The 16,828-nt window shown below is 62.0% G+C and carries 17 protein-coding genes and 2 pseudogenes; 10 read left to right on the top strand and 9 right to left on the bottom strand.

Translation table 11 applies throughout. From position 1 onward, the window contains the following. Positions 1-121: 121 nt before the first annotated feature. Both pncB and IAE40_RS01960 read right to left on the bottom strand, forming a co-directional pair. Positions 122-1,324, bottom strand: coding sequence for a nicotinate phosphoribosyltransferase (gene pncB, locus IAE40_RS01965; protein ID WP_200602535.1), 1,203 nt, complete (start codon positions 1,322-1,324; stop codon positions 122-124). Beyond that, positions 1,321-1,971, bottom strand: a complete 651-nt coding sequence (locus IAE40_RS01960; protein WP_197889623.1) for a nicotinamidase — start codon at positions 1,969-1,971, stop codon at positions 1,321-1,323. The genes pncB and IAE40_RS01960 overlap by 4 nt, the downstream gene beginning before the upstream one ends. A gap of 135 nt (positions 1,972-2,106) precedes the next feature. Between IAE40_RS01960 and IAE40_RS01955 the strand changes: the two genes are divergently transcribed. Next, positions 2,107-2,808 carry an NrtR DNA-binding winged helix domain-containing protein gene (locus IAE40_RS01955; protein WP_151924774.1) on the top strand — a complete coding sequence of 234 codons (702 nt, stop codon included), beginning with the start codon at positions 2,107-2,109 and terminating at the stop codon, positions 2,806-2,808. Positions 2,809-2,873: 65 nt separating this feature from the next. Then, complete coding sequence (locus tag IAE40_RS01950; protein ID WP_054891264.1) at positions 2,874-3,305, top strand: hypothetical protein; 432 nt, start codon at positions 2,874-2,876, stop codon at positions 3,303-3,305. 48 nt (positions 3,306-3,353) lie between these two features. On the opposite strand, the gene pbpG is transcribed toward IAE40_RS01950, so the two are convergent. From pbpG to IAE40_RS01935, 3 genes are all read right to left on the bottom strand, one after another. After that, positions 3,354-4,280: a D-alanyl-D-alanine endopeptidase gene (pbpG, locus tag IAE40_RS01945; RefSeq protein ID WP_153773534.1), complete on the bottom strand. Its 927-nt coding sequence runs from the start codon at positions 4,278-4,280 to the stop codon at positions 3,354-3,356. 273 nt (positions 4,281-4,553) lie between these two features. Next, entirely contained in the window at positions 4,554-4,736 is a 183-nt protein-coding gene (locus IAE40_RS01940) for a hypothetical protein (RefSeq protein WP_153773535.1), read from the bottom strand. A 105-nt stretch (positions 4,737-4,841) separates the two neighbouring features. Continuing rightward, positions 4,842-5,180 carry a hypothetical protein gene (locus IAE40_RS01935; RefSeq protein WP_054891267.1) on the bottom strand — a complete coding sequence of 113 codons (339 nt, stop codon included), beginning with the start codon at positions 5,178-5,180 and terminating at the stop codon, positions 4,842-4,844. A 161-nt stretch (positions 5,181-5,341) separates the two neighbouring features. On the opposite strand from IAE40_RS01935, the gene IAE40_RS01930 reads away from it, so the two are divergent. After that, the gene (locus tag IAE40_RS01930; RefSeq protein ID WP_200602534.1) at positions 5,342-6,163 is read left to right on the top strand and encodes a shikimate 5-dehydrogenase; all 822 of its coding nucleotides are present in this window, start codon (positions 5,342-5,344) and stop codon (positions 6,161-6,163) included. 42 nt (positions 6,164-6,205) lie between these two features. Here the strand turns inward: IAE40_RS01930 and IAE40_RS01925 are convergent, their stop codons facing one another. From IAE40_RS01925 to IAE40_RS01915, 3 genes are all read right to left on the bottom strand, one after another. Beyond that, positions 6,206-6,448 (bottom strand): hypothetical protein, encoded by a 243-nt coding sequence (locus IAE40_RS01925; RefSeq protein ID WP_054891269.1) that lies wholly within the window; start codon positions 6,446-6,448, stop codon positions 6,206-6,208. Between the two features lie 98 nt (positions 6,449-6,546). Continuing rightward, positions 6,547-7,074 carry a lactoylglutathione lyase gene (gene gloA, locus IAE40_RS01920; protein ID WP_054891270.1) on the bottom strand — a complete coding sequence of 176 codons (528 nt, stop codon included), beginning with the start codon at positions 7,072-7,074 and terminating at the stop codon, positions 6,547-6,549. Positions 7,075-7,301: 227 nt separating this feature from the next. Beyond that, entirely contained in the window at positions 7,302-7,670 is a 369-nt protein-coding gene (locus IAE40_RS01915) for a histone-like nucleoid-structuring protein, MvaT/MvaU family (RefSeq protein WP_054891428.1), read from the bottom strand. Positions 7,671-8,023: 353 nt separating this feature from the next. Between IAE40_RS01915 and IAE40_RS01910 the strand changes: the two genes are divergently transcribed. Both IAE40_RS01910 and cobF read left to right on the top strand, forming a co-directional pair. After that, positions 8,024-9,313 carry an OprD family porin gene (locus IAE40_RS01910; RefSeq protein ID WP_200602533.1) on the top strand — a complete coding sequence of 430 codons (1,290 nt, stop codon included), beginning with the start codon at positions 8,024-8,026 and terminating at the stop codon, positions 9,311-9,313. 65 nt (positions 9,314-9,378) lie between these two features. Then, positions 9,379-10,128: a precorrin-6A synthase (deacetylating) gene (gene cobF, locus IAE40_RS01905; RefSeq protein ID WP_200602532.1), complete on the top strand. Its 750-nt coding sequence runs from the start codon at positions 9,379-9,381 to the stop codon at positions 10,126-10,128. Between the two features lie 8 nt (positions 10,129-10,136). On the opposite strand, the gene IAE40_RS01900 is transcribed toward cobF, so the two are convergent. Continuing rightward, positions 10,137-10,487: a response regulator gene (locus tag IAE40_RS01900; RefSeq protein WP_200602531.1), complete on the bottom strand. Its 351-nt coding sequence runs from the start codon at positions 10,485-10,487 to the stop codon at positions 10,137-10,139. A gap of 260 nt (positions 10,488-10,747) precedes the next feature. Here IAE40_RS01900 and IAE40_RS25935 point away from each other — a divergent pair. From IAE40_RS25935 to IAE40_RS01880, 5 genes and pseudogenes are all read left to right on the top strand, one after another. Next, positions 10,748-12,886, top strand: a pseudogene (locus tag IAE40_RS25935) (CHASE3 domain-containing protein); the annotation flags it as partial. A 102-nt stretch (positions 12,887-12,988) separates the two neighbouring features. After that, positions 12,989-14,215 (top strand): annotated as a pseudogene (locus IAE40_RS25930) (response regulator); the annotation flags it as partial. Further along, entirely contained in the window at positions 14,212-15,033 is an 822-nt protein-coding gene (locus IAE40_RS01890) for a CheR family methyltransferase (RefSeq protein WP_063544792.1), read from the top strand. The pseudogene IAE40_RS25930 and the gene IAE40_RS01890, both read left to right, overlap by 4 nt. Next, on the top strand, positions 15,030-15,605 hold the full coding sequence (locus IAE40_RS01885; protein ID WP_153773541.1) for a chemotaxis protein CheB: 576 nt from the start codon (positions 15,030-15,032) through the stop codon (positions 15,603-15,605). Before IAE40_RS01890 ends, IAE40_RS01885 begins: the two co-directional genes overlap by 4 nt. Continuing rightward, positions 15,599-16,825, top strand: a complete 1,227-nt coding sequence (locus tag IAE40_RS01880) for a hybrid sensor histidine kinase/response regulator (RefSeq protein WP_063544794.1) — start codon at positions 15,599-15,601, stop codon at positions 16,823-16,825. The genes IAE40_RS01885 and IAE40_RS01880 overlap by 7 nt, the downstream gene beginning before the upstream one ends. Positions 16,826-16,828: the final 3 nt, after the last annotated feature.

Here is a 16,828-nt window from a genome sequence, read left to right as displayed (position 1 = left end):
CTAAGTCTTTCCTGTGCGGGTAAAACATCCTTCTTTGACAACACCATACCGACAATTGCACGCGGCAACGAGGGGGAGAGGCAAAGATTCGGTGCTTGGGCAATTGCCAGTGCACGATGGCTCAGGCGGGGACCTTGAACACATGGCGCAGGTAGGCGACGAAATTTTCGTCCCGGCACTGCGTCTTGCCAGGGCTGTCGGAGATCTTCGCGACAGGGGCTCCGTTGCAGGCGGTCATCTTGATCACCACGTTCATCGGCGTCACCCCAGGAATGTCACAGGTCAAGTTGGTGCCGATGCCGAAGCTGACGTTGATCCGCCCGTGCAGCGCGCGGTAGAGCTGCAGTGCCTTGGCGAAATCCAGGCCGTCGGAGAAGATCAGGGTCTTGCTCAGCGGGTCGATGCCCAGACGCTCATAGTGGGCAATGGCTTTTTCCGCCCAGGCCAGTGGATCGCCGGAGTCGTGGCGAAGGCCATCGAAGAGCTTGCCGAAATACAGGTCGAAGTCCTTCACGAAGGCGTCCATGCCGATGCAGTCGGTCAGGGCGATGCCGAGCAACCCTCGGTATTCACGCACCCAGCACTCCAGCGCTGCGACTTGGCTATCGACCAGGCGCGGGCCGAGCTGCTGGTGGGCCATGAACCATTCGTGGGCCATGGTACCGATGGGTTTGAGTTCGTATTCTCGGGCCAGGTGGACATTGCTGGTGCCGACGAAACGCCCGGGGAAGTCGCGCTTGAGGATACGCACCACCTGATCCTGCACTGGATAGGAGAAGCGTCGGCGGGTACCGAAGTCAGCGAGCTGGAACCCCGCCAGCTCATCGCTGCTGGCGTGCGCCTTGAGCCAGTCGAGTTTCTGGTACAGGCGCTCGCCCACCTGTTCCATCGTCACTTCGCGATAGCGGTAGCGATTACGCACCTCGCAAATGATTGCCAGTAACGGGATTTCATAGAGGATCACGTGCAGCCAGGGGCCGCGAATACGGATCGCCAGCTGCCCGGCATCGTCCAGTCCGGCCTGGACATAGCGCAGGTTGAAGCGAAACAGGCTGAGGAACCGGATGAAATCCGGCTTGATGAAGGGGATTTTTTCCAGGTAGGCGAGCTGGTCGTGGGTCACCGAGACCTCGGCCAACTGTTCGATCTGGTAGCGGATCTCGGCAAGGTAGGGCGACAGGTCTTCGTCGTTGCGGCAGCGCAGCTCCCACTCCACCTCGGCGTTGGGGTAGTTGTGCAGCACCGCCTGCATCATGGTGATCTTGTAGAAGTCGGTATCCAGCAGGTTCTGGATGATCCGTGGGGCAAACACGTCGTCGCTCATGGGCGGGGCTCCTTGAACAGTGCGAGCTGGCGGTCCAGCTCTTCCTCATTGGCGCACAGTACTACCCCGGCGGCAGCCAGCTCGCTGCAGGCAGCTTGGGCGCCGGCGTCGCTCAGTGCTCGGCAGGCGGGCAGGTAGAGCAGCACCTGGAGTCCGGCGCGGTTCAGTTGCAGCGCGGTGGTGCGCACGCAGTAATCCAGAGCCAGGCCGCCGACCAGCACGACCTCGACGGCGTGAACCTTGAGGTACTCGATGACCCCGGTGGAGCGTCGCTCGGCCAGGTCGTGGTAGCAGGCGCCGTAGGGGTGCAGGTCAGGCTCCACGCCTTTCCAGACGAAATAGTCGTAATCGATCGGGGCAGGCAGGCCGGGCAGCAGTTCGAAACCGGGTGTGCCGGGCACGCAGTGGCTGACCCAGGTGAGGTCGGCGTTGGTCAATGCCAGTGGCTGAAGCATCTGTGCGGCATCGCTCACCACCCAGGCAGCATTGGCTGGGTGAGCATCCTTGCTGCCCAGGCGCAGGTCGGCACGACGGGCCATGGCATTGAGCGCCGGTGCAATCAGGTGGCCGCCGGGTACCGGCAGCTCCTGCGGGGCGTTAGCGGTAAAGCCGTTCTGGGCATCGACGTCGAAACTGGCGATCTTCATCAGGAGGTTCCTCTACTGGAATGCCTATATATTTCACCTGGTATTATAAGTGTGTCAAGCAGCCTTTTTTCGGGATTAGGGCTTGCATCACAAAAAACACCTGGTGGAATATGACGTATTGAACAAGGAGTCGACATGAGCGCAGTTGAAGTCTTGGCCAGCGTGGACATCGTTGCATTGCGCCTTGCCCCGGACTTGCAGGGATTGCAGGTGTTGTTGCACCGCCGCGAGCGAGAGCCGCATCGCGGCCAGTGGGCCTTGCCGGGTGTCATCGTCAACGGCAGCACGCCGGACAATAGCCTGGATGCGGCGGCCGAGCGGGCGCTGCGAGAGAAGGCACAGGTTCTGCCTCGGCACATGGAGCAGGTCGGTACGGAAGGCAACGCTTTTCGTGATCCGCGCGGGTGGTCGTTGAGTACCTACTACCTGGCATTGCTCGACCCGGATCAATTCATCGCGGGGGAGCAATTGGCCTTTTTCGACCTCGACAGTCTGTCGACCCGCAAAGTGCTGTTGCCGTTCGATCACGGGCTGCTGGTGCAGCGCACCTGCGAGCGGCTGGCGGCCAAGAGCCTGTACAGCAGCCTGCCGCTGTACTTGCTGCCGACGCGTTTTACGGTGCTCGATGCGTTGAGTGCGGCGCAGGCGTGCCTGGGGCGGCCGGTGAACAACACGTCGTTGCGCAAGCGCCTGGAGCGTCTGAGGGAGGCAGGCTGGGTGCGTGATACAGGCGAACGCAATCAGCCGCGACTGGGCCGGCCGCAACAGCTTTACGAGCACCTGCCGCAAGGCGTGGGGCCCTTTCTGTTCGAGCGCAGCCTGTTGCCGGAAGCATGAAGGCTCAAGCATGGCGTTTGGCGGCCGATACAGCGGTCAGGTCAAAATCCTTGCGGAGAAGGGAAATGGTAGGGATCACAAGTGTCAATGTCACCGGCGTGAATGGGCAGTCGTCTGCGCTGCAGACGGCCGCCCAGGCCAGCGACACTGAAAAGAGCAGCAGCGCGGCTGGCGGCGCCCAGGTCGCCATGCCGGCACCGTCTGACAAGGCCGACAAGGCCAAGAGCAGCGACAACAGCAGCGAGCCGTCACACATCCGCCAGTTGCGTGAGCTGATCAAGCAAATGCAGAAGCAACTGGCCGACGCCCAGAAGCGGCTGTCCGAGGTTCAGGCGCAACCGATGGACGAGAAGGCCAAGCTGGCTGCGGTGGCGGGTGTCCAGGCGCAGATCGCGACCATCAGCGGTCAGATCCAGCAGGCGACCGCGCAGTTGCTGCAGGCCTTGAGCAAGCTGAACAGCAGTAGCTCCGGCAACCTGATCAGCACCATTGCCTGAGGGTGAGGGCAGGGCGGACCCGCAACGGGCCGCCCTGAATCTGGTGACTTACTCGGACGCCACGCGCGAGCGGTTCTGGCGGTCTGACTTGTACTGCATCGCCACCGCCGGCGCCGCCTTGGCCGAGCCGGTTTCCAGCCATTGACGCAGGCGCCCGGCATCGGCGAAGTGGGTGAACTTGCCGTAGGCGTCGAGAATCACCATCGCCACCGGGCGGTTGTCCATCCTGGTCAGCAGTACCAGGCAGTGCCCCGCCTCGTTGGTGAAGCCGGTCTTGGTCAGCTTGATATCCCAGTTGCTCTTGTTCACCAGATGATCGGTGTTGCGAAAGCCCAAGGTGTAATTGGGTTTGCGGAAGGCTACGGTCTTCTCGCGGGTGGTCGAGAGCTCGCTGAGCATCGGGTAGTTGCGCGAGGCGATCAGCAGCTTGGCCAGGTCATGGGCAGTGGAGACGTTGTGCGTCGACAGGCCAGTCGGCTCGACGTAGCGGGTCTGGGTCATGCCCAGGCTGCGGGCCTTGGCGTTCATCGCCTTGATGAACGCGCCATAGCCGCCAGGATAGTGGTTGGCCAGGGTGTTGGCCGCGCGGTTCTCCGACGACATCAGGGTAATCAGCAGGGTCTCGCGGCGGTTCAGCTCGCTGCCGGGGCGTACGCGGGAAAAGACACCCTTGAGGTCAGGGTTGTTGGCGATGGTCATGGTGAGCATCTCGTCCATCGGCAGCTTGGCGTCGAGCACTACCATGGCGGTCATCAGCTTGGTGACCGAGGCGATGGGCACCACGCGGTCGGCGTGGCTGGAGTACAGCTCTTTGTTGGTATTCAGGTCGATCAGCAAGGCGCTGCCGGAAGCCAGGTGCAGTTTGGAAGGATCGCGTTGTGCCTGGGCCGGGGATTGTGCAGCAGCGGTCGACGGAAGGATCGCGGTTCCTGTGAGCGCCAGCAGCAGGCTGAGGATGGACAGGGAAGTTTTCACGTTGAGGCTCACTAATAGTTGGTATGTCGTTGGCTGTGCAAGGGTTTCCCCCCGAAAACCGCTGCATTGTGGAGTATGGCTCAGCGGCTGTCGATTGCTCGTCCAGGCCCAGCGTCGAAATGAAAAAACCTTCATGCTGTATCGGTTTTTCCGGCCTGTTGCGACAAATGGTCCCCGCGCTTTCGCACAGGTGAAAAAAAGCCCGCCAGAGGCGGGCAGAAAGAAGCGTAAGGAGCAACGCACAACACATGAAACGGATAATAAAAACGGTGGTCAGGCGGTAAGGGTGCCGGCCTGCAGCTGTTCGACCATGGCCTGGGCCTTGGCGCGGGAATCCAGAGGGCCGCTGACGGGCTCGCCGTTGCGCATCAGGTACCAGCAGGCCAGCAGGCCTTGAGCGCGCAAGGGAGCAGGGACAGCACTGCCGACGACAGACATGATGTGGATAGTGGCCATGTTGGACCTCCTGTGAAACATGGCCCTACCTTACGCAGCAGCCGACGCTGTTTGAAATCAACTTGCTCGATAGTGGTCATTACTTTTTTCAACGACAAGTGCAGGTCACCAGCGCGGCGGGCCGTAGTACACCGGCGGCGGGCCGTAGTAGCGGCGATACACTGGCGGCGGCGCGGGTACATAGCGCTCGACGACATAGGGCTGGTAATACACCGGCGGCGGTGGCGCCTGCACATAGACCGGAGGCGGCGGATAATAGGCCGGTTGACGCTCCACATAGACGGTACGGTCATGGCCGCCGGATACTGCTGCCCCGACCACGGCACCGACCACGGCTGCACCGAGTACAGGGCCTGGGCCCCAACCGCCGCCATGGGCGGCTGCTTGCCCGCTGACGGCCAGTGCTCCGACCAGCAGGGCGATTCCGGGGATGAGACGGTTCATGAATGAATCCTCGCGATAACCCCACACTTGGGGCTTATCAATAAGACCGCGAAATCGGTAAAGAGAGCACAGGTGCAAGGTAAAGGTTGTGTAAGGGGCGATTGACGGTCAGGTCTGGTACGCTCGCAGAAACGATTCAGTCATCAACGACAGGAGCAGATATGGCGATTGCACCCAGCAGGGACACGACACTGTGCATTTCCCTTGCCGGACGTCCGGGGACTTTCGGCGTGCGTTTCCACAACCACCTCTATCAACAGTTGGGGCTGGACTACTACTACAAGGCCATGACCACCCAGGACCTGCCTGCGGCAGTGGGTGGCATCCGCGCCCTGGGTATCCGCGGATGCGGTGTGTCCATGCCCTACAAAGAGGCGTGCATGGCCCTGGTGGACGAGATCGATCCCTCCGCGGCAGCCATCGAGTCGGTGAACACGCTGGTCAACACCAACGGTCACTTGAAGGCCTACAACACCGATTACCTGGCGGTGCGCCAACTGCTGGAGTTGCACCAGGTCGATCCGGCCACCGCCTTTGCCTTGCGCGGCAGCGGCGGCATGGCCAAGGCGGTGGCCAGTGCGCTGCGTGACGCCGGTTTCCGCGAGGGCCTGATCATTGCCCGCAACGAGCAGGCCGGGCGGCAACTGGCAGATACCTGCGGGTATCGCTGGCAGCGCGAGCTGGGCGACCTCTGTCCGCCGATGCTGGTCAACGTGACCCCCATTGGCATGGCCGGCGGGCCGCAGGCGCAGGCGCTGGCCTTCCCACGTGAGGCGGTCGATGCTGCGCAACTCGTATTTGACGTAGTGGCCATGCCGGCCATGACCCCGCTGATCGTTCTCGCCCAGGAGCTGGGCAAGCCGGTGATCACTGGGCTCGACGTGATTGCGTTGCAGGCGCTGGAGCAGTTCGTGCTGTACACCGGTATCAGACCGACCGTGGAGCAAGTGGAGGCCGCGGTCGCGTACGCCCGTGAAGCCTGAACGGTTGCCATCACGGGGATCCCCGTGATGGCTTGAATGCCCTCAGAACACCTTCTGCCCTTTGTCCAGTCGCTCGTCCACCAGGGCGCGGCCGTGCGCCAGAGAAACGTGCTGGGCGTTTTCCAGGTCGGAGAAGAACTTCATGGGCATCGACAGGCGCCTGCTGGTATGGCCTTCGGGATCGGTGATCAGGCAGCCGGCGGCGTAGGGCAGGGGAGAGTCGGGGTGGGGCATCACACTGGCGGTGATGGTGTGCTCACGGTACTCACAGTGAAGGGTTTGCATCGTCCTTACCTCGCTGTGCTGGTTTGGAAGCGCTCACCTTTATGTACCACAGCGTGGGGCCGGAAGTTCCCGGCCCCGACGAGCGTGACCTGCGTCGGTCAGCCCTTCAGTTCGGTCGGCTGGATGACTTCGACCCAGTAGCCATCCGGATCCTTGACGAACGCCAGGTGGTTCATGCGGCCATCCTGCAGGCGTTTCTGGAAGGGCACCTCCAGCGCTTCGAAGCGTGCACAGGCCTCGCGTACGTCCGGCACCGAGATGCAGATGTGGCCAAAGCCGCGCGGATCGGTGTTGCCGTTGTGGTAGGCGAACTCGGCATCGCTCTCGGTGCCGTGGTTGTGGGTCAGCTCCAGCACGCCTGGAATGGATTTCATCCACTGGTGGCGTGCGGCGTCATCGGCAGGAATCTGCGCCGGGTCGACCAGGGCCAGGAAGTACAGGCTGAACTTCGCTTCGGGGAAATCGCGCTTGTCTACCAGGCGAAAGCCCAGCACGCGGGTGTAGAAGTCCAGCGACTTCTCGATATCCTTGACCCGCAGCATGGTGTGATTGAAGACGAATTTTGCGGTGGCGGTGTCGGGCTGGGCGGTGACGCCGGGCAGGGTTTGCAGATCGTTCAGGCTCATGGGGGCTCCAGAGACAAGGCCGGCGCAGACCGCGCCGACGGTGAAAACAGGACGGCCATGATACGGCAGTGAAGCGATTGCGCAAATGAAAGCGCCCTGCACGAAGGCAGGGCGCTGGAATTAGAGGCCCGCATGTGCGGGCGCGTGATGGGGCCGCTAGTCCTTTAGCTGGTTCGATACTCGCCCAGCCGATGTGAAAAAACTGTGAAGCAGGCGTGGATGTTTCATCAGCGCACCCAGGATTCCACCGTGGCCGCACCGTACTGTTCCTTCCACGCTTTCAGGCCACGGTGGTTGCCACCCTTGGTCTCGATCAGCTCGCCGGTGTGCGGGTTCTCGTAGACCTTGACCACTCGCGGACGGCGTTGCTGCTTGACGGGGCTGGTCGAGGTTTTCGCGCTGGCTTTCAGGCCCTTGGGGTCGAGGATTGCGACAATGTCGCGCAAGCCCTTGTCATAGCTTTTCATCAGCCCGAGTAGTTTCTGCTCGAACTCGATCTCGCGTTTAAGGCTGGCGTCCTTTTTCATTGTCTCCAGTTGCGCGATTTGCTCCTGAAGTGCTTTTTCGGCCGCACGAAACTCTGCAAGTCTGGACACTTTCATCACTCCTGTCAGTCGGCCGTGGCATGGCGTGACGAACATGCAACAGTAATAAACGCCGGCCACGCGGATGGGTGAAACTGTTCGCTGAACAAGAGTGTAGACGTGGCCCAGTGTTCGGTAAACCTCAAACTTTTAGCGGCAAGTAAGGAACTTTCTGGGCGTCACGAACCGCAAACTCAGTGCGCTTTCCAGGCCTCTGCAACAGTTTTCATACCATGGTCCAATGGCCCGACTAGAGCGCCCGCGTGAAAATGGCGCGTCGTCTTCGTTTAATGTCGAGTGCCTCGCGGCATGTGTGCCCGATAGTGCATCGGCATGTTTCTCGCCTCTTCTGGATGTTCCCCTGCATGTGCTCTCCCTTTCCTCTCGCCCCTGGCCGCAGTATTGCCGGCCTGTCGTTGTTGTGCGCGGCAGCCGGTGCGCAGGCCGATGGTTTTTTCGAAGACAGTCACGCCAAGGTCGAGGCGCGCAATGTCTATTTCAACCGGGACTTTCGTGACGGCCACAGCAGTTCCGCCCAGGGTGCTTCCAAGCGCGAGGAATGGGCGCAGGGTTTCATTCTCGATGCCCGTTCCGGCTACACCGACGGCACGCTCGGGTTCGGTGTCGATGCGCTGGGCATGCTAGGTTTCAAGCTCGATTCCAGCCCCGCCGACAGCAACAGTGGTCTGTTGCCCTCAAGTGGGCATGACCCTCGCCATTCTGCCGATCAATACGCCAAGCTGGGCGTGGCGGCAAAGATGAAGGTGTCCCGGACGGTACTGCGTTATGGCGCGATGATGCCGGACGTGCCGCTGCTCAAGTACAACGATGGTCGTCTGCTGCCCACCATGTTCCACGGTGCAATGCTGACGTCCGAAGAGTTGCGCGACCTGAAGTTCACCGTGGCCCGTCTGGACAAGTACACCGCGCGAGACTCCAGTGATCGCCAGGATATTCGCGTGCACTGCAAGAACAAGCGTTACGCCTGCGATATCCAGGCCGACAACTTCGATCTGGCGGGCGTCGATTACCGCGTCAATGATCGCCTCAGTGCCCAGTACCAGGTGTCGAAGCTCGAGAACATCTACCGCCAGCACTTCCTCGGCCTGGTCGCCACGCAACCTTTGGCGGTGGGCGCGCTTTCTGCGGACGTGCGCCTGATCAAGAGCGACGATATCGGCAACGCACGCGCCGGTGAGATCGAGCACCGAGCGTTCAGCGGCATGCTCGGCTACAGCCTGGGCGGGCACAAGTTCAGTGCCGGCTGGCAACGCATGTATGGCGACAGCGCCATGCCTTATCTGGATGGCAGCAACCCTTATCTGGTCAATTACGCTCAGGTCAACGACTTCGCAGCCGCCGATGAGCGTTCCTGGCAATTGCGGTATGACTACGATTTCAAGGCGTTGGGCATTCCTGGCTTGAGCTTCTTCACTCGCTACATCAACGGTGATCATATCCAGGTGCCGGGCAGCAGCGCCCAAGGCAAGGAATGGGAGCGTGACAGCGAACTCAAGTACCAGGTCCAGAGCGGCACCTTCAAAGATCTCAGCGTGCGTCTGCGCAACTCCACGTATCGCAGCAACTACGAACGATGGGCGCGTGACATGGACGAGACACGGGTCATCGTCAGTTACAACTTCTCGGTGTTCTGAAGCACTTTGCCAAATACCCCTGGGCGATGAACAATGATCGGCGGTACGGGCAGCGAGGCAATGCCATGAAGCAACTTCTGTTGATCGGTATAGGCCCGGGCAACCCCCGTCAGGTCACTTTCGAGGCCGTCGACGCGTTGCGCCGCGCGACGGTGTTCTTCGTGCTCGATAAAGGTGGCGACAAGCATGAGCTGTTGCAACTGCGCAAACTCATGCTTGAGCGCTATGTCCCCGAGGGTGGGTATCGCCTGGTGCAGCTGGAGGATCCGCGACGGGACGGGCAGCACCAGGACTATGTCGGTGCGGTGCAGGACTGGCACCGCGCGCGCGCAGCCCTGTACGCCCGCATGCTCGAGGATGAGCTGGCGGCCGACGATATCGGCGCCTTCCTGTTGTGGGGCGAGCCGGGGCTGTATGACAGCACCTTGCGCATTCTCGACCTGGTGCGCGAGCGCGGGGTGGCGCTGCAGCTTGAAATCATCCCCGGGATCAGCAGTGTCCAGGCCTTGGCCGCGCGGCACCGGATCGCGTTGAACCGCATTGGCGAACCCCTGATCGTACTGCCGTCGCGGCGCCTGGCCGACCAGGCGGTGATCGACAACGTCGTGGTGATGCTCGATGGGCAGTGCGCGTTCACCGCGCTGGACGACCCGGGCCTGACGATCTATTGGGGGGCTTATCTGGGAACGGCAGACGAGATCCTGGTGGCGGGCAAGCTGGTGGAGGTCAAGACACAGATCGTGCAAGTGCGCGAAGACGCGCGGCGGCGCAAGGGCTGGATCATGGATACCTACCTGTTGCGCCGTGAAAGGTGAGGTCCGCGTCAGGGTGCGCCGAGGATTCCCACGACCTTGTCGCGCAGTTGGTCGATGCTGAATGGCTTGCCGATCAGGTGCATGCCCTCGGGGACATTGACGTTCTCGGCGTAGCCACTGGCGAACAGCACCGGCAGCAGCGGTCGGATTTCCCGGGCTCTGGCGGCCAGCGCTTCGCCGCGCATGTCGGGCAGGCCGACATCGGTCATCAGCAGCGACAGGGGTTGCGCGGTATCTTCGAGAATCTTCAAGGCTGTGGTGGCGTCCTGCGCCTCGATGGTGGTGTAGCCCAATTCGTCGAGCACGTCGACCATCAGCATACGAACGATGTCGTCGTCTTCGACTACCAGAAGGTGCATGGTTTGAATCCTGTCGCGTAAGGGAAATGTCTTTACTCTGTGCCTGTCGCACAGGCAGAAGTTCCGTCAGGATAGCGGCCCCTGCAATCGGATGGAACGATTGGCTGCGGATAGCTTCAAATACTGGCTAAATGCCCTGCCAGATCAGGCAAAGCTGGTTAGACTCGCACCAGGTGTGGGCGTGGCAGCGGCATACAACAATGACTGAATGTAGTGGCCACACACTGTTCAATGGACTTATTTCGCTCGGGCGTTATCAGATGATTCAAGCAGCCTCCATGGATCAACGCAGTTTTCGCAAGCTGCTGAGCCGTAACGTAGGCCTCCCGTTGGGTGTCGGCCTGCTGGGCGCCGTCGCCTTCGTTGCGGTGATCAACTATTTGCTCTCGGCCATGCAGTGGGTCGAGCACACCGATCGGGTGATTGGCAATGCCAACGAAACGGTCAAGCTGTCGATCGACATGGAAACCGGCATGCGCGGTTTCCTGATCACCGGCGACGAGCGCTTCCTCGACCCCTACGAGGTGGCCAAGCCGAGAATCTTCAGCAGTCTGGACAGCCTGCGTGGCATGGTCCTGGACAACCCTCCGCAGGTCGATCGTATCGACCGCCTGGTGGCCCTTCAGCGTGCCTGGAACGAGTTCGGTAGCGAACTGATCAAGGTGCGCCGCGACCAGGGCGATTTTCGCGGCGTGATCGGCAGTGGTCGCGGCAAGCGCATCACTGACGAGATCCGCAAGGAATTCGACGACTTCGTTGCCACCGAGCAGCAGCTGCGCATGGCGCGCAACGAGAAGGTCAGCACGGTCACCGTCACTGCGATCAGCGCATTCGTGCTGTTCATCGTCGGCCTCAGTGCGCTGCTGGCCTACCTGGGGCGGCGTGACCTGTTGGCGCTGTCCGAAAGCTATGTCAGCAACCTGCAGGCTCAGCAGCGTTCGGCCGAGCGTCTGGAACACCAGGCCTGGTTGCGCAACGGGCAGACCCAGTTGGGGCAGGAGGTCATTGGGCAACTGACGCTGACCATGCTGGGGGACAACATCTTGCGCTTCTTCGCCGGCTACTTGGGTAGTGTGGTCGGTGCACTGTATATCCGTGACAGTCATGGGCGCCTGGTGCGCGTGGCCAGCTATGGGCTCGATGCCGAACAGCAAGGGCGCGAGCAGGTAATGGCCGAGCACGATGGCCTGCTGGCCCAGGTGGTGCGCGAGCGTCGCGTGCTGCGTCTGGATGACCTGCCGCAGGATTACTACCGGCTGAGCTCCGGCCTGGGCAGCGGGCTGCCGCGCAGTGCCTTGCTGGCGCCGGCCAGTGACAACAACCAGGTCAATGGCGTACTCGAACTGGGCTTCCTGCGGCCGCTGCAGGAGCGTGATGTCGAGTTGCTGGAACGGATCAGCGAAAACCTCGGCATCTCCCTGGAGAGCGCGCGCTATCGCCAGCGCCTGCAGGAAGTGCTTGCCGAAACTCAACAATTGAATGAAGAACTGCAGGTCCAGCAAGAGGAGCTCAAGACCGCCAACGAGGAGCTCGAAGAGCAGTCGCGGGTGCTCAAGGAGTCCCAGGCCCACCTGGAGACCCAGCAAGCCGAGCTCGAGCAGACCAACGAGCAACTGGCCGAGCGCACCGTCGCCCTGGACCGCAAGAACAGCGAGCTCAATGCTGCGCAAGTGGAACTGCAGGCGCGTGCCGAGGACTTGCAGCGTTCCAGCAAGTACAAGTCCGAATTCCTCGCCAATATGTCCCACGAGCTGCGCACGCCGCTCAACAGTTCGCTGATCCTGGCCAAGCTGCTGGCCGAGAATGGCGAGGGCAACCTCAGCCAGGAACAGGTCAAGTTTGCCGAGTCGATCTATTCGGCTGGCAACGATCTGCTCAACCTGATCAACGATATTCTTGACATCGCCAAGGTCGAGGCGGGCAAGCTCGAAGTGCGTCCTGAGACCACCCAGGTGGTGCGCCTGGTCGAAGGACTGCGCGGCATGTTCCAGCCGCTGGCCGATGACAAGGGTCTGAGTTTCGAGGTGAAGCTGGAGTCGCAGGTGCCGGCGACCCTGTTCACCGACCGACAGCGTCTGGAGCAGATCCTCAAGAACCTGCTGTCCAACGCCATCAAGTTCACCGAGCGTGGTCAGGTAAGCCTGAACATCAGTCATCAGGTCGGCATGGGCATCGTCTTTGCCGTGCGTGACAGCGGCATCGGTATCGCCGCCGACCAGCAACAGGCAATCTTCGGTGCTTTCCATCAGGTCGACGGCACCAGCAACCGCCGCTATGGTGGCACCGGTCTGGGCCTGTCGATCTCACGCGACCTGGCGCACTTGCTCGGTGGCCAGATCAGCGTCGACAGCAGTCCCGGCCAGGGCAGCGTGTTCAGCCTGATCATTCCCGAGCGCTACGAATCGGTGGATGGACAGGAAGAGGCCCACAGCCTGCGCCCGACCCTCGATCAGTTGCCGCCGGCACCGCGCGCGCTGGCTGCACCTCAGCAGCCGCTGCCGATTCCCGCATTTGCCGACGATCGCGAGCAGGCGCCGTTCGCCAATCGCTGCATCCTGGTGATCGAGGACGAGCCGAATTTCGCCCGGATCCTCTACGACCTGGCCCATGAACTGGGCTACAACTGCCTGGTCGCCCATGGCGCCGACGAAGGCTTCGCCCTGGCGGCACAGTACGTGCCTGATGCGGTGCTGCTGGACATGCGTCTGCCCGACCATTCCGGGCTCACTGTGCTACAGCGCCTCAAGGAACAGGCCAACACCCGGCATATCCCCGTGCACATCATCTCGGTGGAAGACCGCGTCGAGGCCGCCATGCACATGGGCGCGGTGGGCTACGCGGTCAAGCCGGCCAGCCGCGAGGAGCTCAAGGAGGTGTTCAGCCGCCTGGAAGCCAAGCTGACGCAGAAGCTCAAGCACATCCTGTTGGTGGAGGACGACGACCTGCAGCGCGAGAGCATCGCCCGCCTGATCGGCGACGACGACATCGAGATCACCGCCGTGGCCATGGCCCAGGAGGCCCTGGAGCTGCTGCGCGAAAACATCTACGACTGCATGATCATCGATCTCAAGCTGCCCGACATGCTCGGCAACGAGCTGCTCAAGCGCATGACGGCCGAAGACATCCGCAGCTTCCCGCCAGTGATCGTCTACACCGGGCGGAACCTGACCCGCGAAGAAGAAGCCGATCTGCTCAAGTACTCGCGTTCGATCATCATCAAGGGCGCGCGCTCGCCGGAGCGCCTGCTCGACGAAGTGACGCTGTTCCTGCACAAGGTCGAGTCGCAACTGTCCCACGAGCGCCAGCGCATGCTCAAGACCGCGCGCAGCCGCGACAAGGTGTTCGAGGGGCGCAAGATCCTGCTGGTGGACGACGATGTGCGTAACATCTTCGCCCTGACCAGTGCCCTGGAGCACAAGGGCGCTATCGTCGAGATCGGGCGCAACGGCCGTGAAGCGCTGGAGCGTCTTGAGCAGCACGATGATGTCGACCTGGTACTGATGGACGTGATGATGCCGGAAATGGACGGCTATGAAGCGACCCGGCTGATCCGCCAGCAGCCCCGCTGGCGCAAGCTGCCGATCATCGCCGTGACGGCCAAGGCCATGAAGGATGACCAGCAGCGTTGCCTGCAGGCGGGTGCCAACGATTACCTGGCCAAGCCGATCGACCTTGATCGCCTGTTCTCCCTGATCCGCGTCTGGCTGCCGCAACTGGAGCGAATTTGACTAGCGAACGCAACACCGATATCGAGATCCGGCTGCTGATCGAGGCGATCTACCTCAAGTACAGCTACGACTTCCGTGACTACTCAGGCGCGTCGATCAAGCGCCGGATCCTCCATGCCCTGCGACAGTTCGACTGCCGTACCGTGACTGCGCTGCAGGAGCGGGTACTGCACGACCCGGGCATGTTCATGCAGTTGCTGCAATACCTGACGATCCCGGTCAGCGAGATGTTCCGCGACCCTGACCACTTCCTCGCCTTGCGCGAGGAGGTGGTGCCGCTGTTGCGCACCTGGCCCTCACTGAAAATCTGGATCGCCGGTTGCAGCACGGGAGAGGAGGTGTACTCCATGGCCATCCTGCTGCGCGAGGAAGGGTTGCTGGAGCGCACCATCATCTACGCCACCGACATCAACCCCAGCTCGCTGGAGAAGGCCAAGCAGGGCATCTACTCGATGCAAAGCCTGCGCGAGTACGAGGAGAACTACCGCAAGGCCGGAGGGCGGCGCGACTTCTCCGAGTACTACACTGCCGCCTACGGTAACGCCATCATGGACAGCAGCCTGCGCGACAACGTGACCTTCGCCGACCACAGCCTGGCCACCGACAGCGTGTTTTCCGAAACCCAGTTGGTGTCATGCCGCAATGTGCTGATCTATTTCAACAAAGACTTGCAGGACCGTGCCCTGGGGCTGTTCCACGAGTCGCTGTGCCATCGCGGCTTCCTGTTCCTGGGCAGCAAGGAGTCGGTGGATTTTTCGGCCTATAGCGACCGCTTCGAGCCTTTGGTCAGGCCCGAGCGGATCTACCGCAAGACATGAACGGCGTGCGCGCAGTGGTCATCGGCGCCTCGGCCGGCGGCGTCGCGGCCTTGTTCGAGGTGCTTGGCGGCTTGCCAGAGGGCTTCGCCCAGCCGGTGCTGTGTGTGCTGCACCTGCCGGATGACCGCCACAGCCAACTGGCCGAGGTGCTGCATCGCCGTTTGCATCGCCCGGTGCGCGAGGCTCGTGACAAGGAACGGATCGAGGCCGGGCAGATCTATGTTGCAGCGCCCGGTTATCACCTGTCGGTGGAGCGCGACCTGAGCCTGTCGCTGAGCCAGGAGGCACCGGTACACTTTTCGCGCCCGGCGATCGACTTCCTTTTCGCCTCGGCTGCCGATGCCTATGGCGAAGGGCTGCTCGGCGTGCTGCTCACCGGTGCCAACGAAGACGGCGCCGAGGGCCTTGCCTGCATCAAGAAGTGCGGAGGCCGGACCGTGGTCCAGGACCCCCGCGACGCACAGGTTGCGCTGATGCCGGAGGCCGCACTGGCCCTGCATCGCCCCGACCATATTCTTTCTCTGAGCGGTATCGGGCAGTTGCTCGCCACCCTGGAACCCAGCGCATGCTAAGCCACATCATCGCCAAACTGCTGATCGTCGACGATCTGCCGGAAAACCTGCTGGCCCTCGATGCCCTGATCCAGGGTGAGGACCGTGAGGTGCACCGCGCCCAGTCGGCCGAGCAGGCCTTGTCGCTGCTGCTCGAGCACGAGTTCGCCCTGGCCATCCTCGATGTACAGATGCCGGGCATGAATGGTTTCGAGCTGGCCGAGCTGATGCGCGGCATGGAGAAGACCAAGAACATTCCGATCGTCTTCGTCAGCGCTGCTGGCCGCGAGATGAACTACGCCTTCAAGGGCTACGAGAGCGGCGCGGTGGACTTCCTGCACAAGCCGTTGGACACCCAGGCGGTCAAGAGCAAGGTGTCGGTGTTCGTCGACCTTTATCGCCAGCGCCAGGTGCTCGGGCGTCAGTTGGAAGCGCTCGAGCGCAGCCGTCAGGAGCAGGAGCAACTGCTTGCCCAGCTGCAGGTGGCACGCAGCGAGCTGGAGCGTGCGGTGCGCATGCGCGATGACTTCATGTCGATCGTTTCCCACGAAGTGCGCACGCCGCTCAACGGCCTGATCCTGGAGACCCAGCTGCGCAAGATGCATTTGTCGCGGGGCAACCTCGCGGCGTTCAGCGAAACCCACCTGCATGCGATGGTCGAGCGTGACGAACGGCAGATCAACAGCTTGATCCGGCTGATCGAGGACATGCTCGACGTGTCGCGCATCCGCACCGGCAAGCTGTCGATCCGCCCGCGGCTGTTCGACTTGTCGCAGTTGGTGCGCGGCCTGGTGGAGAACTTCTCGGCCCAGGCAACGGCGTTGGACACCCACATCGAGCTGCAACGCTGCGACGCGCTGCAGGGGGAGTGGGACGAGTTCCGTATCGAGCAGGTGCTGGCCAACTTGCTGTCCAATGCCTTGCGCTATGGCGAGCGACGCCCGGTCCAGGTGCGGGTGTTCGAGCAAACCGGCATGGCCTGTGTGCAGGTCCAGGATCACGGCATCGGCATCAGTGCCGCCAACCAGCAGCGGATCTTCCAGCAGTTCGAGCGGGTTGCGGCGCACCAGGCCAGTGGTGGATTGGGGCTTGGCTTGTATATTTCCGAGCAGATCGTGCAGGCCCACGGTGGACGAATCCAGGTCGAGAGCCAAGAGGGGCAGGGTGCGACGTTCAGCATCCTGCTGCCGCTGGCGACGGCCGATCAACAAAGTGACCAGGCGCAGGCAACCTCTGTGTGACCT

This window comes from Pseudomonas sp. S44, from assembly GCF_016624805.1.
GTDB classification, from domain to species: Bacteria; Pseudomonadota; Gammaproteobacteria; order Pseudomonadales; family Pseudomonadaceae; genus Aquipseudomonas; species Aquipseudomonas machongensis.
The sequence above is the reverse complement of the archived record's forward strand: the minus strand, read 5'-3'. Positions and strand labels throughout refer to the sequence as shown.

Coding starts and splice junctions, on each gene's coding strand:
- pncB (WP_200602535.1), bottom strand. CDS start 1,324: ATGAGCGACGACGTGTTTGCCCCACGGATCATCCAGAACCTGCTGGAT.
- IAE40_RS01960 (WP_197889623.1), bottom strand. CDS start 1,971: ATGAAGATCGCCAGTTTCGACGTCGATGCCCAGAACGGCTTTACCGCT.
- IAE40_RS01955 (WP_151924774.1), top strand. CDS start 2,107: ATGAGCGCAGTTGAAGTCTTGGCCAGCGTGGACATCGTTGCATTGCGC.
- IAE40_RS01950 (WP_054891264.1), top strand. CDS start 2,874: ATGGTAGGGATCACAAGTGTCAATGTCACCGGCGTGAATGGGCAGTCG.
- IAE40_RS01940 (WP_153773535.1), bottom strand. CDS start 4,736: ATGGCCACTATCCACATCATGTCTGTCGTCGGCAGTGCTGTCCCTGCT.
- IAE40_RS01935 (WP_054891267.1), bottom strand. CDS start 5,180: ATGAACCGTCTCATCCCCGGAATCGCCCTGCTGGTCGGAGCACTGGCC.
- IAE40_RS01930 (WP_200602534.1), top strand. CDS start 5,342: ATGGCGATTGCACCCAGCAGGGACACGACACTGTGCATTTCCCTTGCC.
- IAE40_RS01925 (WP_054891269.1), bottom strand. CDS start 6,448: ATGCAAACCCTTCACTGTGAGTACCGTGAGCACACCATCACCGCCAGT.
- gloA (WP_054891270.1), bottom strand. CDS start 7,074: ATGAGCCTGAACGATCTGCAAACCCTGCCCGGCGTCACCGCCCAGCCC.
- IAE40_RS01910 (WP_200602533.1), top strand. CDS start 8,024: ATGTGCTCTCCCTTTCCTCTCGCCCCTGGCCGCAGTATTGCCGGCCTG.
- cobF (WP_200602532.1), top strand. CDS start 9,379: ATGAAGCAACTTCTGTTGATCGGTATAGGCCCGGGCAACCCCCGTCAG.
- IAE40_RS01900 (WP_200602531.1), bottom strand. CDS start 10,487: ATGCACCTTCTGGTAGTCGAAGACGACGACATCGTTCGTATGCTGATG.
- IAE40_RS01885 (WP_153773541.1), top strand. CDS start 15,030: ATGAACGGCGTGCGCGCAGTGGTCATCGGCGCCTCGGCCGGCGGCGTC.
- IAE40_RS01880 (WP_063544794.1), top strand. CDS start 15,599: ATGCTAAGCCACATCATCGCCAAACTGCTGATCGTCGACGATCTGCCG.